We start from the raw sequence: 15,838 nt of genomic DNA, 5'->3' as shown, positions 1-15,838 counted from the left end.
TGTTTCACACCCCCTTAACTAATCCTGTCTCTATATCAAAGATGCTATCTGCCCAATTAAGATAAAAACTTGCTTCGTGAGATACAAGTATAATGCTGCCCTTAAACTGAATTAGCGCCTTTTGCAAAGCTTCCTTCGCTTCTGCATCTAAATGATTTGTCGGCTCATCTAAAATTAAGAAGTTACAAGGTGATAGTAATAATCCACACAGTTTCACCTTCGATTGTTCACCACCACTTAACGTACGAATTTCTTGCGAGACATGAGTATCTTTCACACCACACGCAGCTAAATGATGACGTATTTCCTTCATATTCAATGTAGGAAACTGTTCCGAAATAATTTGAAGCGGAGTTAAAGAATCATTGCTCCAATTTAAATCTTGCTCATAATATCCAATCTTTATTTGCTCTGAGAAGTGAAATTCTCCAGCAATACTAGCAATAGTGCCAACAATTGTTTTTAATAAAGTAGATTTCCCTACTCCATTGAATCCTGTAATAACAAGTTTTTGCCCACCCATTACTGAAAAATTCAATTTTGGTAAGAGAGCAAAGTCATAACCAACTTCGAGATTATTTACCTCAAGAACTGTTTGAACTGAAATAGGAAGTTCCCGAAAATGAATAGACGGTTTATGGGTAAAACTTGGTGGCGCAATTCTTTCCATACGTTGCAACTGCTTTCTACGTCCTTGTGCTATTTTTGAATTCACTCCAGCAATATTTCTACGAATATACTCTTCCGTTTTTTCAATTTTCTTCTGTTGTGCATGGTATTGGCGAATATAATCTTTTCGCAAATGCTCCTTTTGTCTTACAAAATCTGAGTATTTTCCGTAATACTTCTTAACTGTTCCAAACTCTACATCACATATGCAAGAAGTCACCTTTTCCAGAAAATCAAAATCATGTGACACGACAATAAACGCCCCTTCAAAATTCATTAAATAATTAGCAAGCCACTCCACATGCTCCTTATCAAGAAAATTCGTCGGTTCATCTAGTAATAAAATAGTCGGCTCTTCTAATAAAAGCTTCGCTAAAATTACCTTTGCACGTTGTCCTCCGCTTAATTCACCAATAACACGATCCATCCCGATAGCATCAATACCTAAACCAGCTGCCACCTTATTCGTTATACTGTCTACCGAATAAAAATCACGAGCCTCAAGCTGTTCTTGAATCTCTGCCGCTTTTAATAGTTGATTCTCATCTCCAGTCCTAGCACTTTCTTCATATAACTTGTTCATTCTATCTTCCATTTCATACAAATCATAAAAAGCTTTCTTTACATATTGTGAAATGGTATAGCCCCCATCAATTTCTGCGTATTGATCCAGATGTCCAATTTGAATATTAGGTTGCCACTTTATATCTCCTTTATCAGGAATGATTTCTCCAATCAATATTTTCATTAACGTGCTTTTTCCTGCACCATTCTGTCCAACAATTCCCATATGTTCTCCTTTATGCAAACTAAAAGAAGCATTTTCATATAAGGCTTTATCTATAAAACTATGTGATAAACTTTCAACTTTAAGTAAACTCATTCGTATTCCTCTTTTCCTGAAATTAAAAAAAGCAGAGAGATAGCGTCATTCGACACTAGCCCTCTGCTTCGTGGTTTTTCCTATACTACTCCAATTTATAGTAAAAGCTCATTGGAATAATATACACAAAGGGCCATAGACAAAGCATTGTCTATGGCCCTTAATCTATTTTATACATCGACTTACAAACCGTAACCAAATAAGCATAGATAAACTATACTTTTTTAGAAAAGTTATTCAGCCGATGAATATAGGGGATTTATGCCCCTTGATTAAGCTCCGTACAACGCTTCACCGTATACATTTGTGCGGAGCAAAGTTTTCTAATGAGTTTTACAAATTTTATATAAAGCATGTTCTGCACCTTCCTTAATACTTAAAAGGGATTTTAGCATACGGTTTTGCGAAGCGTCAACATTACTTCCAAATCATTCAACTACTTACTTTCAAAATATTGCTTCTGAAACATACACATTCTTATCGCATTATGATAGTTACCATCAACGAAAAACTCGTCGAGAAGCTCACCTTCTACCATAAATCCAACCTTTTTATAAACATGCACAGCCTTTTCGTTTTCTTTATCGACAACTAAATATATCTTATGCATATTTAAGACAGCAAAGGCATAACCCATCGCTAAACGCGTCGCTTCTGCTGCGTAACCATGCCCCTGATAATTTGGATCAATAATAATTTGGAATTCTGTTCTTCGGTGAATATAATCAATCTCCACTAACTCAACCAATCCAACCATTTCATTATCTTTCTCAACGATAAATCGGCGTTCACTTTGATCGTGTATATGTTTATCATACAAGTCCTGCAATTCTACAAAGGCCTCATAAGGTTCTTCAAACCAATACGACATAATATGCGCGTTATTATTCAGTTCGTGTACAAACTTTAAATCTTCTCGTTCTAATGGACGTAACTTCAATTCCTGACTCATTTCTATAACCTCCAAGTAAAAGAAACCTCTTCACTTAATTTCTCAATTTTTTTCAATTTCAAACGCCCTAATTTCATTGTAAACTTTCAAGTAACTTGAAGGTCAAGGTGAAAAAAGTAGTGCAAACTTATGTCTGCACTACTACTCTTTTCTCAAATCTCTCATATTCGATATGTATAAAGCAATGACTAAAACAAGAATGGATCCCGCATATAATAACGTCTCCATCGGTTCCTCATGAGATACAATAATTAACCGAATTAATGCCGTAATTCCGATATAAATAAAATAACGTAACGGGAAATGATAGTTCGATTTAAAATACTTAATAATTAATGCAATAAACTCGAAGTATAAGAAATATACGATGATACTTTCAACCAATTTATACGATGTATATTTCTTTGTTGAAAAGATGTATTGAATAAATGTGATTGTCTCATTAATTAAAAAGATAGATAAGACAATGGATAATATAATTAGCGCTATATTTAATATCCATTGCAAAACACTAGCTATAAGATGATCGATATTAAATGACTTCATTTTCTCTTTAAACTCCCCTTCGTATACGTACGTATTTATTATAGCAAAATTACGATTGGAAAGAAGTTAAATCATATATTCGTCCTTTGTTGTTGCCAGTGTAGGGAAGATTTAGTGTGTGGAGAATTCTGTTTACAACCATACCCGACGAAACATGGAGAAACTCTTTCAAATTACCGTTTGTACATGTCGTACTAATGAGCAATGCATAATCTCGTATAGCATCCTCATGTGCCACTTTTGAAAAATCTTTACAACTTGTACAACACCAACCCTTCTTCACTTTAACCATTGGAATAACTAAGCATTTCTCACATTGTACTCCCTTTAACAACTCCTCTTTTTCTATTTTATATTGCTCAAGTATATTTTGTTGAAGTGGAGAATGCTCCGTTATTATTTGATGAATGAGCCTATCTACATTATCTATAACTTTTCTTTTATATTTACTTTCAAACCACTTTATTTTATGAGGTAAATTTGCACTATGAATAATTGTATGAAGAAGATTGTCATCTGAAGATTTTATAATGGTACGAGGCGAGCTAATAACAACAAGGGACTCAATTGGAAGACTAGAAGAAAATCCATGTAAGCTTAACCATCTCTTTATTTGTATTTCTTGCCTTTTTATTTGTAAAACCGGATCTGGAAATCCCTCTGAATTTCCTTCTGTTATTCGGATAAGTTGATTAAACTTTGTATCAAATATTAATGTACCTGCTATATTTTTTATCTCAAGAAAAAGAAGAAACTTTGTGGAAAGGATAATAGTATCAATTTGAAAGTATTTATCATAATTAGATAAACGAATATCATGTAAAATACTATACTCTTTCTCAGAAATAAAACTAAGTGGATAATCAATCGATTGCTCCCCTTTATATCCCGCCATGTGTTTTGCCAAGTTTTCTCCAATTAAATTTCGTTTCGGATGATGTACAGGTAACCTTCTAAGAAGTGCTTCTAACTGCCTTATATAAATCGGCATTTTTCTTTCTTTCACAATCACCTCAAACACCCCTTTACAAATATATCAACGATTTTTTCAATATATCTATCATAACTCACAATATATCAACGATTTTTCCAATATATCTATCATAACTCACAATATATCAACGATTTTTCCAATATATCTATCACAACTCACAATATATCAACGATTTTTCCAATATATCGATTGGTCGACAATATCCGACACTACCTCACTCCAATCACTCACAGCATATCCTAGAAAAACACCTTCAGCAAAAACTTAAAATCGCATTTCCGCATAAAAAAACATAACCTGCTCCTCCAGCAAAGTTATGGTTTTTACCTTATAATGCCACTCTACCTATAACTTTACCGTGAATTCCACAAAATCCATTTGTACTTATACCAACTTTCACTTTTTTCACACTGAAACTATATACCTCAAAATCGTTTCATAATGTTATTACTTCAGCATAGCTACAATTTATATAATAACGGTACAGTACAAATAACGTGCTGAATCACTAAGTATGGGGGAATAACGATGAACGAAGCATTACTATTAGTCGACATACAAAATGATTACTTTAAAGGCGGCAATATGGAATTACATCTACCTGAAAAAGCCATCCAAAAAGCGAAAGAAGTATTGAGAGTGTTTCGTGAAAAACATAAAACAATTATTCATGTACAACATATTGCGAACAATGAAGGAGCTACCTTCTTCCTCCCCGAGACAGTAGGTGCTCAAATTCATGATGATGTACAACCGATCGCTAATGAAAGAGTCATACAAAAACACCACCCTAACAGTTTTTTAAGAACAAATTTATTACAAACATTAAAAGAAGAGAAAATAGACCAACTAGTCATTTGCGGTATGATGACTCATGTATGTATTGATGCAACAGTACGGGCTGCCAGTGATTTAGGATTTCAATGTATTGTAATTGAAGATGCTTGTACAACAAAAGATTTAGAATTCCAAGGAAATCTAATCCCAGCAGTACACGCTCATCAATCGTTCATGAGCGCATTAGAGTTTGGTGATATTTACGCAAAAGTCATGTCAGCAAGCTGTTTTATAAATAAAAACAAATAAAGAATTACAGTTCCATATGAAAAAAGAAAGGATAAATATCTTATTCTTTCTTTTTTTCCATTGTCTTAATGACAGTATTTATACGATAATCACCATAATGTAAAACATCTGCAAGCGTCTCTTCTAATTGCTGATGCGAAGATGTGTGAAGAATCATGATATAACACCCATCGCCACTTATACGATACATTTCAGTGATTACGTCTGTTTTTTCGAAAAAACTTTGAATTTGATTATGATAATGTGGTGCATGCAAAAATAGCGTAACAAACGTCATAATGGATCCTTCCAGCTTAGCTCTGTCGATATCTATCGTATATTTTTGAATGACACCTGCCTCTTCTAATTTGTTAATTCGTTTTCCAACGGCTTGGCCAGTCAAATGTACTATCTCTCCAATTTCCCTCCAGTTCATTCTAGCGTTTTCTTGTAGTAACTGTATAATTTTAAAATCTGTTGAATCAAACATGGACATCCCCTTCCTATATGAAGCGACTTCTATAAAATCTTCATTTCCCATACAGTTCAGCTCAAAAATTTTGCACTACAATCGATTAACTCTATTAGGAATTACATTATTGTTAACGGCTTTCCTTCTTCTTTACAATGTATTTTTTTGATTACTCGTAGGCATCAGAAACAACTTTGGTAAATATTCGAAAGATCCCTGCTGCAAACTAGCGATTGCTTTTTTATAAATATGAAAATTTTTTAGGAATTAGTTTATCTTTTTTTAATGTTTTATTTAGAGGGAGTTTATACTCTGAGATTAACATAATAAACGTAGCAACTAAGTTCATTGATTCAACCTAAATCTTTTCATATAACAAAGATTCAGAAGGATGAACTACTACTATAATCACAAACCGCACTACTTAAAACCATGTGAATAACATGAAAATCATAAAATGAGGAGACGATAAAAAATGAACAAAAAAACGAAAGCACTATCATCAATACTGCTCGGATTCACATTAGCATTAACAGGGTGTGCTGGTACTAAAGCCGAAGAAAATCATGGTAAACAAAAACAAGAACAAGCTGCTAAAGAGACGAAAAAGGAAAACAAGTTAACGAAAGGCCAAAAAATGGCTAACATTCTTAGCGATACTAATTGGCAAGGTACAAGAGTATATGACAAAGATAAGAATGACTTAACAAAAGAGAATGCAAACTTCATTAGTCTTGCAAAATATGATGCGAAGTCCGGCAGATATGAATTCTTTGATGCTAAGACAGGTGCAAGTCGTGGCGATAAAGGAACTTTCTTTGTCACAAATGATGGGAAGAAGAGAATATTAATTTCAGAATCAATGAAGTATCAAGCTGTTGTTGACATGACAAAACTAAATAAAAATGTATTTACTTATAAACGAATGGGGAAAGACGCTAACGGTAAAGATATAGAAGTTTTCGTTGAACATGTTCCATATAAAGAAAAAGAACTTTCTTTCACTGATCCGGACAAGCAACTAAACACTACTACAGGCGATATTGTTAAAAATGGTGATGGAGATAAAATTTTAGGCGGCACCCTTTGGCATGGAACAAAGGTATTAGATGAAGCTGGTAATGATGTAACACAGTTTAATTCTAATTTTATAAGTCTAGCAAAATTTGATGACAAGTCTAATAAATACGAGTTCTTCAATAGCGAAACAGGTCAAAGCCGCGGTGACTATGGTTACTTCGATGTTGTACACGAAAATAAAATAAGAGCTCATGTATCAATTGGAAATAATAAATATGGTGCGGCTCTTGAACTTACTGAACTGAACAATAAGAAATTTACGTATAAAAGAACTGGTAAAGACCAATCTGGTAAAGACATAACTATATTCGTTGAACATGAACCTTATAAAGGTAATGTTAAACCACAATTTAGTTTTTAATTAGTTTGATTAAAAATCCTGTACTGAACTACAGGATTTTTCTTATGAGTCTACTTTTTATATTCGAAACATGAATTAGCTGTAAAATGAAATAGGATCATGCCCTCAAATAAGTAATAATAGAACCCCCTGTTGCATACAGCGCAGGGGTTTTGATGTTAAAAAATTCCCCTTCACTAGTCAAAGGCAAATAATGAAAAAAGAAAAATCAGATGTAAAATAATCAATAATTATTAAAAACAAATAAAAGGAGTATCTCTTATTTAATAAGAGATACTCCTTTTATTTTTGGAAACATGTCTTAGCCACAAGCAAAAGGAACCATAAACTTACATAAAGTTTATTTTAACTTCCCTATTGATAGGTTAACACGGTAATTCCCATACTTTAATAGTCGTCCTAGAAAGTTATCCAATTCTTCATTGGAAGCAAAATGTGTTTTTAATAAATAACATCCGTCACCACTTATACGATGTACTTCAGAAATCCCTTCTTCTCCTTGAAAGAAATTCATAAACTCTTGATGGTTAGCTGTTGTTACGAACAAAGTAACAAACGCAGTCACTACTTGTCCTAATTTGATTCGGTTTATTGCGATTGTGTATTGCTCAATAATCCCTAAATCCTCTAACCTTCGAATTCGATTTCCTACCGCCTGTCCCGTCATATGTATTTTTTGACCAAGTTCTTTCCATTGTATTCTTGAGTTTTCTCCTAATAATTTCAGTATCTCAAAATCTGTTTGATCAATGATATAAACCAATCCTTTCACCGTGAAAGTAGAAAGCCAGAAAGTGTTTCGCCAGCTTATTCTGCTTATCGATACAATTCACTATACTTAGTTTATCCTCTTACATCACATTGTTTATCAGTTATATTCACTTATAACATAGAGGACGCAACAAAAAATACATCTAGATTTAAAGGAGGTTACAAATATGTTATTACAAGAAATCCTATCGTTCAATGAACAATTTGTAGAAAATAAGGAATACGCTCCTTTTGAAGCGACAAAAATGCCTAAAAAACGTATGGTTGTTGTTTCTTGCATGGATGCTCGTTTAATTGAGCTACTTCCAAAAGCTTTAGATATACACGATGGTGATGCAAAAGTTATCAGAAATGCAGGTGGTAAAATTGCTTCTCCTTTCGATAGCGTTATGCAAAGTGTTATAGCATCAGTATATGATCTAAATGCAGATGAAATCTTTCTTATCGGACACCATAAATGTGGTGCAAGCCAAACTAATCCAAAAGGAACACTTCAAAAAATATTAGATCGTGGAGTAGCTTCATCCGAAATTTTATCAGCAATTGAATATGCTGGTGTTGATCTTGAAAATTGGTTATTTGGATTCGATGATGTCTGCGACTCAACTCAAGCTAATGTTGATTTAGTAAGAAATCATCCACTTATTCCAAAAGATGTTCCTGTACATGGTTTAGTCATTGATCCCCACACAGGTAAATTAGATTTAGTAGTTGATGGATATAAAACATTAAATGGTATGAAAAATTAATTATTACTCAAATGAAGGGAAGTTATTAAGTATGAATAGACAAGAAGCTACACAAAAAATTATGGAAGCAAAAATTGCAAAAGGTTTAACATGGGAAGAAATTTCAAAAGTAAGCGAAAACTCCGAGACTTGGGTTGTAACAGCATTATTAGGACAAGCTACAATGACACGTCCGGAAGCAGAAAAAATCGGTAAACTATTAGAATTAGATGAGGAAGTGGTTCAGGCATTAACAGTAGTTCCACTTAGAGGTCAAGTAATGCAAATGCCTCCTACTGACCCAATCTTATATCGATTATATGAAATGATGTTACAATACGCACCAACTCTTAGAGAATTAATCTTAGAAAAAGCTGGCGAAGGTGTAATGAGTGCAATTAACTTCAATCTAGGTGTGAATACACAAGAAGATCCAAAAGGTGGCGATCCTCGTATCGTTATTACACTTAACGGTAAATTCTTACCATTCCGTACATGGTAATTAATTTTAAATCTATATATATAATTAAAATAATTTTATAGATTTACAAAATCCATCCTTTTTAATCTAACTGTATAGAAAGGATGGATTTTTACTATGAGATTCTTTTTCGACAAAGGAGAATAATATGAACAAAAAATACTTTAATACGAGCTTTAGTATTCTACAGTGGTTTGTGTTTCTATTAGCAAATGCAATTGCATTGCCTATCATTATTGGTGGCATATTTCATTTATCAATAGAAGATATCTCAACATTAATGCAGCGAACTTTTTTAGTCGTGGGAGTAAGTTCATTTATACAAGCATGGTTTGGGCATCGCTATCCCATAGCAGATGGTCCAGCAGGTTCATGGGTAAGTATATTTGTCATACTGGGACAAGTTGCTATGCATCAGGGACAAAGTGCAAAAGACGTGTTGCAAATTTTAGAAGGCGGGTTAATTATTGCAGGTATATTACTCTTCGTACTTGGTATAACAGGGCTTGTACATCGAATCTTACGTTTATTTACCCCTTTAGTTACAGGAACTTTTCTTTTAATCTTAGCACTTCAGCTTAGTGGTGTGTTACTAAAAGGAATGATGGGATTACAAGGATCTGTAACTCATCCTGATTATACAACAACTACTATTGCACTCTTTGTTTTTACCATGGTTACCTTCTTATCAATTAAAGGGAAAGGCTGGATGAAAAGTTACGCTGTGTTACTTGCCATTTCATTTGGTTGGCTTTTGTATGCTTTATTAGAAAAATCGTCTCATATGCCTTCACACACACCGTTAGTTAAGTTACCACAGATATTTGCTTGGGGCATGCCTAGATTCGATATTGGAATGACTCTAACTGCAATTTTATTTACATTTCTTTTAGTTGCAAATACGATTGCTGCTATTTCGGCTGTAAAACAAGTGGCTCCATTATCTAAAGAAAATGAAAAGCAAACACTGAACCGTGGTGTATGGGTCGGAGGTATATCACATATTATCTCGTCGTTGTTTTCTACAATTGGAATTGTACCATTACCTGCATCAGCAGGATTTATTCAACTAACAGGACAAAGAAAAGTGAAGTCATTCCTTATAGCAAGTCTCATATTAGCAGGAATTTCTTTTATCCCCTCAATTGTAAGCTTTATATCCTTACTTCCAGGCCCTATTGCTAATGCTGCACTTTTAGCAACATTTGTCCAAGTAATAGGCCTTTCATTTCAATCAATTTTACGTGAAGAATTAAATCAACGCCGATTAACTATATTAGGAATTACATTATTAATCAGTTTAGGAATAATGTTTCTTCCAGAAAGTGCATTTAGCGGTATTCCTTCTTCCTTACAATATGTTTTAAGTAACGGATTACTCGTAGGCACTATGATCAGTATTCTGCTAGAACAGTTTTGGAAAGAGTAAAGGGTTTATACAATGCAATAATACTCCTTGCTCAGTCCTAACAAAAAGGGATCACACCAGACGGTTGATCCCTTTTGTTTTATAATAACCTCTCTTATTTTTCTACAATATCTTTTGCTTATAAAGCTTTATGTTAACACAGCTATTGGTTTAGCTTGTCCTGACATATTATGAATTTCCGTTCAATTTATCTAAGATACTCTTATCTATTTTTGTTTGATCCACTTTAGCTATTTTAGAAACAATCCCACGGCGATCTTCCCAATCAATCAAATAATATTGATTTTTTTCCAATTTATTTTGCACGGAAATTTTCAGTTTTCTTTCTTCCCCTTTTTTATCGTACACCTTCTCATCGTAAACATGATACGTAAGAATTTCTCCATTACTCAATTTTTCGTTTTCTACTGTAGAATCAGTCATTACCTTTACATAATATTCTTTAGTTGAATAGTACCCATTACCTGATTTCAGATAGTAGAAAGCACCTCCTATTATAGCTAATAACACAAAAATCCTAATGATCCATTTCATATGATAATACCTAACCTTTCTATCCTACTTGTAAAATTTATATTCATTCACATATAAATCTTCCTTACTTTAAGTATGCTTTATCTAAAAAGAGGGTACAATCCAGTTTCCTTACACCCACATTACACTTTTGTAATCCTATCATTTTGGATTAAAACATTTTTATCATTTTACAAAGCAAGCATAATTTTTTCGCAAACAAAAGAACCATACCCCTGCCAACCTGGAAAAGTTATGGTTCTTATCATATAAAATTGTAATTTGAATATTATTGCCGTAAACGCCAATCTCACAGGATTATTTGCATAAGGTGTTCAGCAATTTTGTCTCCACTTATCTTTTTATTTTTTTCTTTTCTACCAGGGCTGCCGCCCACATTTTAACGAAAATATACGCTAAGGATTATCTTGCAGCGTAACAAGCTACTTCTCCCTTACATGTAGACACACTATACCGAATCCTAACTACATCACAACTTCTTATATGAGAACGGACGAGACCTACTTTGTCTAACACAATTGTGTTAGCTTATGAGTGGATAACCAAACCAGAATATAATGATTCCCTTACATTCACCGTCCGAGTGTTCAACACGTCGCAGGACTGGGAGTAATGACATATCTGTGGAGCTATTACCAACAGCCAGAAAAATTAAGAGTTATCACGATGGGCAATCGCATAAAAAAAGCTGCTGCCTATAAAATACAGACAGCAACTTCAACTAGAGTAGCTAGCATAATTTACGCAAGCTACAGTATACATTTTGTAACTAATAAACAGCGATTGGCCCATAAGGACCCTTGATAATTTCTATTTTTGTTTCAAAAATATCTGTCAAAAGTGTTGGATCCATTACCTCTTCTACTGTTCCAAAAGCAGCAATTTGACCATCTTTCATAGCACAAATTTTGTCAGAGTACTTAGCCGCAAAATTTATATCATGCATAACTGTCAAAATTGTTCTTCCAAATTCATTAGCTGCACGTCTCAAATGCTCCATCATTTGAACAGAACGAGCAACATCAAGGTTGTTCAGAGGCTCGTCCAAAAGTACATATTCCGTCTCTTGGCACAATACCATCGCTACATATGCCCTTTGTCTTTGACCACCAGAAAGTTCATCTAAATATCTATTCTCTAAATTAGTTAAATCCAAAAAATCGATATATTTAGAAATAATAGATTCATCCTCTTTCGTTAATCTTCCTTTTGAATAAGGAAAGCGCCCAAATCCAACTAGTTGTCTAACAGTAAGCCTAGTTACAAAATGATTTTCTTGTCGCAATATAGTCAAAACTTTTGCTAAGTCTTTTGATTTGGATTCAGAAACATCCATATTTGCTACTTGAATGTGACCTTCATCCATATCTAAGAGTCTTCCAATCATCAAAAGTGTCGTGGACTTTCCAGCGCCATTTGGTCCAATTAAAGAAGTAAAGCCTGCTTTTGGTATTTCAATATCCAAAGGTCCTATTTTTACCTTATCACTATAGAACTTTTTAACGTTATCAATTTTTATCATAAAGCCCTCTTCCTTAAAACTATAGTTAAGAATATGATTCCACCAAATAATTCAATAATAACTGAAACTACACCTTGAGCATGGAATACATGATACATTAAAAAGTATGCACTCGTCATTATCAAAAATCCTATTGCAAAAGCCATTGGAAAAATATATCTATGATCATAAGTTGACGCCGCCTGATAACTCAAAGTTGCTACTAAAAAGCCATAGAAAGTAAGTGGCCCAATTAGAGCTGTTGAGATGGACATTAAAATAGCTACTAATACAAGCGTATAAATTACACTAGGTTGATATTTAACCCCGAAAGAAGTAGCAACATCCTTTCCTAGTGACAAAACATTCAAATTCTTAGAATGAGCAAAAATTAATACTGCTACAATTATGATCATAGGAATTACAATAGGAAAATATGCAGGATCTGCATGATTAACAGAACCAAATAATCTTGCTTGTAAAATATCAAATTCTGAAGGCGCAAGTAGTTTTCTCATAAAAGTTGACACAGAATTTAGCCCGGTACCAATAATAATTCCAACTAAAAGCATAAGTTGTAAATTCCCGTATTTACCGGAAAGTAACCATCCATAAAGTATCAAACTCATGAAGACCATAACAACAACTTGGAATAAAAATGATCCAATTCCATTAAAATTTATCAACGCACTAGCACCAAAGAAGAATACTGTACTCGTTTGAATTGCTGAATAAAGTGATTCGAAACCTAAAAGTGAAGGAGTAATAATTTTATTATTCGTAATAGATTGGAAAGCAACTGTCGACAAGCTATGGCAAACCGCAGCAATAATCATTGCAACAATAGCTACTATCCTTCTCTTAACAACTGGGATAAAAGATGGTGAATCTATCGGAACTGGATTGTTATACACTAAAAGTCCATATGAAGAAAGGAGACCTAAACCAATCAATGTTATCAGTAAAATCCAATAACGTCTTGCTTCCTTCTTAGAACGAAAAGCGCTAGCTGATCTACTTTCATTATGAAGGCTAGAATCGATTTCGACATTTTCTTTTTTTCTATATTCTAATGTGATCATCGTAGCCTCCTTGGTTTTCTTTGTCTCAATAAAATAGTAATAAACACGACTGCTCCCACTGTTGCAAGTATTAAAGAAACAGGTAATTCAAAAGGCTGTATAATTGTTCGAGAAATGATGTCACAGGCAGTTATTGATCCCATTCCGATCACACAAACCCAAGGTAAATTACTCCTAAGATCATCACCTCTAAACATTGAAACGATATTTGGCACAATTAATCCTAAGAAAGGTAAGTGTCCAATAACAGCTGCAACAATTCCAACTGCAACAGAGATAAGACCAGTCCCAAAAAGAACAATTCTATTGTAATTAACTCCAAGGCTTGTTGCGACATCTTCTCCTAGTCCAGCTAAAGTCAATCTATTAGCATACATAAAAATAAGAAAAGTAATGATAACAATCAGCCATAAATATTCATATCTTCCCACCTGAATGTTAGCAAATGAACCTACGAACCAAGTTTCAATACTTTGTGTCTTTTGAAAAAGGAGTCCCAAAAAAGTAGACACTGCAGAAATAACTGCTCCAAGCATCAATCCAATAATCGGGACAATTAAAGACGAACGAAGTTTAACTCTTCTTAAAAATAAAAAGAAAATCATAGTTCCTATAAAAGAAAAAATGATTGCACCAGTCATTCTTTGCACTAAAGTCGGGGCAGGGAATAATAAATATACAAAAAGCAGGCCTAAGCCTGACCATTCAATAGTCCCCGTTGTAGTAGGTTCAACAAAACGATTCTGTGTAATAAGTTGCATGACGAGCCCTGCCATCGCCATTGCAGCTCCAGTAAGCATTAATGCAACTGTTCTCGGAACACGAGTTATGAAAAACATCTCCATTCCGTCCTCTTGTCCACGTATATCATAAACTCCAGTAAACAGTGATATAATCCCTAAAATTATAACAACTATAATCGCTATTATAAAAGATTTTGTCCATAATTTATTGTGATTATAAAACTGGGGTTGAGAAATATTCTCAACCCTAGAAATTATATTTTTTGACACTGTTTCGTACTCCTTTACACTACTTAGCTAAAGTTTTTGCAAGATTTCCAAACAACTCTATATAAGTCTGAATTGATTCATTTGTGTAAGTATCTTCTGGTGCATAAACAACTTGTTTTTTAGAAACAGCAGTTGTGTTTTGAAGAGCTGGTGATTTAGAAATAACATCCTTAGCAGGTGTTGAAGTAGCTGCATCAGATGTTGCAGCATCACGATCTAATACGAAAAGCCAATCAGGATTTGTTTGTGCAATAGCTTCAACAGAAACGTCATCACCTTTATGACCTGCAGTAGAATTTGAAACTTCTAGTGCTGGAACCCAACCGAAAATTTCATACATTGGTCCCCAAACACGACCAGAATGTGGAGCAGCAAAACCAATATTCCCACCAGTAACGATAACACTCATAACTTTATCTTTCCCGTTATAAGCAGATTTTGCAGTTTCAATAGATTTATCAAAATCAGCCACTAATTTTTTAGCTTCTTTATCTTTATCAAAGATTTTCCCTAAAGTAATTGTAGAATCTTTAAGTCCTTTTACTAAGTTTTTCCCAGGCGTAGTAGATTTCTCAGAAACATCAAAATTAAGATCAATAACAGCTGCTTTTGGCACTAATTTTTTGATCTCTTCGTAATGATCAGCAAATCTTTGACCAACGATTACAAGGTCAGGGTTTGCAGCTGCAATAATTTCTAGATTTGGTTCACGGTGATTCCCAATATTTTGAACTTTTTCATCCTTTTTATATGCTGAATCAGCAGGCATGATATCCTTTGGAGCAGCCGCTAATTTAATTCCCCAATCAGATAAAGTTTCAAAAGTTCTGTTATCCAAAGCAACTACATTCTTTGGGTTTACAGGGACTTTAACAGTTCCATGAGCATCAGTGATTTCAACCGTTTTTGGCTTATCACTACCATTATCTTTATTATTAGCCTTCGAAGTTTCTTTACTTGAATCTGAGCAAGCTACTAACATTAAAGTGAAAACTGCTAGAATACTCACTAATTTTAAAAGCATAGATTTTTTCATATGTATACTCCTTATAGTGTGATTTATTTCGAAAATGATGACATCCATAGATTGAATTAGAAGGTAACTTTTATTCAATTGAATCGCTATTGATAATCATTTTCATTTGAACATCCTGTTAATTAGTATAGTCATTAATTCTGTGAAAATCTTGTGAATGGTGTGAATTCATAAAATCAGGCATAAAAAGTAATATGTGACGTCAGGCGTGTTGATTAACCATGATTTCCTCTACAAAACA

16 protein-coding genes are annotated in these 15,838 nt (G+C 33.8%); 5 read left to right on the top strand and 11 right to left on the bottom strand.

Annotation, left to right across the window (positions count from 1 at the left end):
- Nucleotides 1-4 precede the first annotated feature (4 nt).
- From A6J74_RS18990 to A6J74_RS18975, 4 genes are all read right to left on the bottom strand, one after another.
- On the bottom strand, nt 5-1,552 hold the full coding sequence (locus A6J74_RS18990; protein ID WP_000054846.1) for an ABC-F family ATP-binding cassette domain-containing protein: 1,548 nt from the start codon (nt 1,550-1,552) through the stop codon (nt 5-7).
- A 436-nt stretch (nt 1,553-1,988) separates the two neighbouring features.
- The gene (gene speG, locus A6J74_RS18985) at nt 1,989-2,504 is read right to left on the bottom strand and encodes a spermidine N1-acetyltransferase (RefSeq protein ID WP_000076822.1); all 516 of its coding nucleotides are present in this window, start codon (nt 2,502-2,504) and stop codon (nt 1,989-1,991) included.
- A gap of 141 nt (nt 2,505-2,645) precedes the next feature.
- Complete coding sequence (psiE, locus tag A6J74_RS18980) at nt 2,646-3,050, bottom strand: phosphate-starvation-inducible protein PsiE (protein WP_000834705.1); 405 nt, start codon at nt 3,048-3,050, stop codon at nt 2,646-2,648.
- A gap of 49 nt (nt 3,051-3,099) precedes the next feature.
- Entirely contained in the window at nt 3,100-4,056 is a 957-nt protein-coding gene (locus tag A6J74_RS18975; protein WP_002104392.1) for a nuclease-related domain-containing protein, read from the bottom strand.
- A 516-nt stretch (nt 4,057-4,572) separates the two neighbouring features.
- On the opposite strand from A6J74_RS18975, the gene A6J74_RS18970 reads away from it, so the two are divergent.
- A complete protein-coding gene (locus A6J74_RS18970) occupies nt 4,573-5,130 on the top strand; it encodes a cysteine hydrolase family protein (protein ID WP_001001101.1) in 558 nt (185 codons plus the stop codon).
- A gap of 40 nt (nt 5,131-5,170) precedes the next feature.
- On the opposite strand, the gene A6J74_RS18965 is transcribed toward A6J74_RS18970, so the two are convergent.
- Nucleotides 5,171-5,605 (bottom strand): Lrp/AsnC family transcriptional regulator, encoded by a 435-nt coding sequence (locus A6J74_RS18965; RefSeq protein ID WP_033657330.1) that lies wholly within the window; start codon nt 5,603-5,605, stop codon nt 5,171-5,173.
- 451 nt (nt 5,606-6,056) lie between these two features.
- Here A6J74_RS18965 and A6J74_RS18960 point away from each other — a divergent pair, with 451 nt between their 5' ends.
- Nucleotides 6,057-7,022: a DUF4822 domain-containing protein gene (locus A6J74_RS18960; RefSeq protein WP_001036596.1), complete on the top strand. Its 966-nt coding sequence runs from the start codon at nt 6,057-6,059 to the stop codon at nt 7,020-7,022.
- A gap of 340 nt (nt 7,023-7,362) precedes the next feature.
- Here the strand turns inward: A6J74_RS18960 and A6J74_RS18955 are convergent, their stop codons facing one another.
- A complete protein-coding gene (locus tag A6J74_RS18955; RefSeq protein ID WP_002039967.1) occupies nt 7,363-7,794 on the bottom strand; it encodes an Lrp/AsnC family transcriptional regulator in 432 nt (143 codons plus the stop codon).
- 166 nt (nt 7,795-7,960) lie between these two features.
- Between A6J74_RS18955 and A6J74_RS18950 the strand changes: the two genes are divergently transcribed.
- The 3 genes from A6J74_RS18950 to A6J74_RS18940 all read left to right on the top strand — a co-directional run bounded on the left by A6J74_RS18950 (nt 7,961) and on the right by A6J74_RS18940 (nt 10,431).
- Nucleotides 7,961-8,542, top strand: coding sequence for a beta-class carbonic anhydrase (locus A6J74_RS18950; RefSeq protein ID WP_000926486.1), 582 nt, complete (start codon nt 7,961-7,963; stop codon nt 8,540-8,542).
- Between the two features lie 31 nt (nt 8,543-8,573).
- Complete coding sequence (gene cynS, locus A6J74_RS18945) at nt 8,574-9,023, top strand: cyanase (RefSeq protein WP_001081568.1); 450 nt, start codon at nt 8,574-8,576, stop codon at nt 9,021-9,023.
- Between the two features lie 127 nt (nt 9,024-9,150).
- Complete coding sequence (locus A6J74_RS18940) at nt 9,151-10,431, top strand: purine/pyrimidine permease (RefSeq protein WP_001037029.1); 1,281 nt, start codon at nt 9,151-9,153, stop codon at nt 10,429-10,431.
- Nucleotides 10,432-10,599: 168 nt separating this feature from the next.
- Here the strand turns inward: A6J74_RS18940 and A6J74_RS18935 are convergent, their stop codons facing one another.
- The 5 genes from A6J74_RS18935 to A6J74_RS18915 all read right to left on the bottom strand — a co-directional run bounded on the left by A6J74_RS18935 (nt 10,600) and on the right by A6J74_RS18915 (nt 15,597).
- The gene (locus A6J74_RS18935; protein WP_000871137.1) at nt 10,600-10,965 is read right to left on the bottom strand and encodes a YxeA family protein; all 366 of its coding nucleotides are present in this window, start codon (nt 10,963-10,965) and stop codon (nt 10,600-10,602) included.
- Between the two features lie 769 nt (nt 10,966-11,734).
- Nucleotides 11,735-12,487 (bottom strand): iron ABC transporter ATP-binding protein, encoded by a 753-nt coding sequence (locus A6J74_RS18930; protein ID WP_000590045.1) that lies wholly within the window; start codon nt 12,485-12,487, stop codon nt 11,735-11,737.
- Nucleotides 12,484-13,548 carry an iron chelate uptake ABC transporter family permease subunit gene (locus A6J74_RS18925; RefSeq protein WP_000631247.1) on the bottom strand — a complete coding sequence of 355 codons (1,065 nt, stop codon included), beginning with the start codon at nt 13,546-13,548 and terminating at the stop codon, nt 12,484-12,486. Before A6J74_RS18925 ends, A6J74_RS18930 begins: the two co-directional genes overlap by 4 nt.
- Nucleotides 13,545-14,561 carry an ABC transporter permease gene (locus tag A6J74_RS18920; protein WP_000041828.1) on the bottom strand — a complete coding sequence of 339 codons (1,017 nt, stop codon included), beginning with the start codon at nt 14,559-14,561 and terminating at the stop codon, nt 13,545-13,547. The genes A6J74_RS18925 and A6J74_RS18920 overlap by 4 nt, the downstream gene beginning before the upstream one ends.
- A 19-nt stretch (nt 14,562-14,580) precedes the next feature.
- Entirely contained in the window at nt 14,581-15,597 is a 1,017-nt protein-coding gene (locus A6J74_RS18915) for a siderophore ABC transporter substrate-binding protein (protein ID WP_000749444.1), read from the bottom strand.
- Nucleotides 15,598-15,838: the final 241 nt, after the last annotated feature.

It is taken from the genome of Bacillus sp. FDAARGOS_235 (assembly GCF_002073415.2).
Taxonomy (GTDB): Bacteria; Bacillota; Bacilli; order Bacillales; family Bacillaceae_G; genus Bacillus_A; species Bacillus_A toyonensis.
The sequence above is the reverse complement of the archived record's forward strand: the minus strand, read 5'-3'. Positions and strand labels throughout refer to the sequence as shown.

Coding starts and splice junctions, on each gene's coding strand:
- A6J74_RS18965 (WP_033657330.1), bottom strand. CDS start 5,605: ATGTCCATGTTTGATTCAACAGATTTTAAAATTATACAGTTACTACAA.
- A6J74_RS18935 (WP_000871137.1), bottom strand. CDS start 10,965: ATGAAATGGATCATTAGGATTTTTGTGTTATTAGCTATAATAGGAGGT.
- A6J74_RS18950 (WP_000926486.1), top strand. CDS start 7,961: ATGTTATTACAAGAAATCCTATCGTTCAATGAACAATTTGTAGAAAAT.
- A6J74_RS18960 (WP_001036596.1), top strand. CDS start 6,057: ATGAACAAAAAAACGAAAGCACTATCATCAATACTGCTCGGATTCACA.
- A6J74_RS18990 (WP_000054846.1), bottom strand. CDS start 1,552: ATGAGTTTACTTAAAGTTGAAAGTTTATCACATAGTTTTATAGATAAA.
- A6J74_RS18940 (WP_001037029.1), top strand. CDS start 9,151: ATGAACAAAAAATACTTTAATACGAGCTTTAGTATTCTACAGTGGTTT.
- A6J74_RS18970 (WP_001001101.1), top strand. CDS start 4,573: ATGAACGAAGCATTACTATTAGTCGACATACAAAATGATTACTTTAAA.
- A6J74_RS18930 (WP_000590045.1), bottom strand. CDS start 12,487: ATGATAAAAATTGATAACGTTAAAAAGTTCTATAGTGATAAGGTAAAA.
- A6J74_RS18925 (WP_000631247.1), bottom strand. CDS start 13,548: ATGATCACATTAGAATATAGAAAAAAAGAAAATGTCGAAATCGATTCT.
- A6J74_RS18915 (WP_000749444.1), bottom strand. CDS start 15,597: ATGAAAAAATCTATGCTTTTAAAATTAGTGAGTATTCTAGCAGTTTTC.
- speG (WP_000076822.1), bottom strand. CDS start 2,504: ATGAGTCAGGAATTGAAGTTACGTCCATTAGAACGAGAAGATTTAAAG.
- psiE (WP_000834705.1), bottom strand. CDS start 3,050: ATGAAGTCATTTAATATCGATCATCTTATAGCTAGTGTTTTGCAATGG.
- cynS (WP_001081568.1), top strand. CDS start 8,574: ATGAATAGACAAGAAGCTACACAAAAAATTATGGAAGCAAAAATTGCA.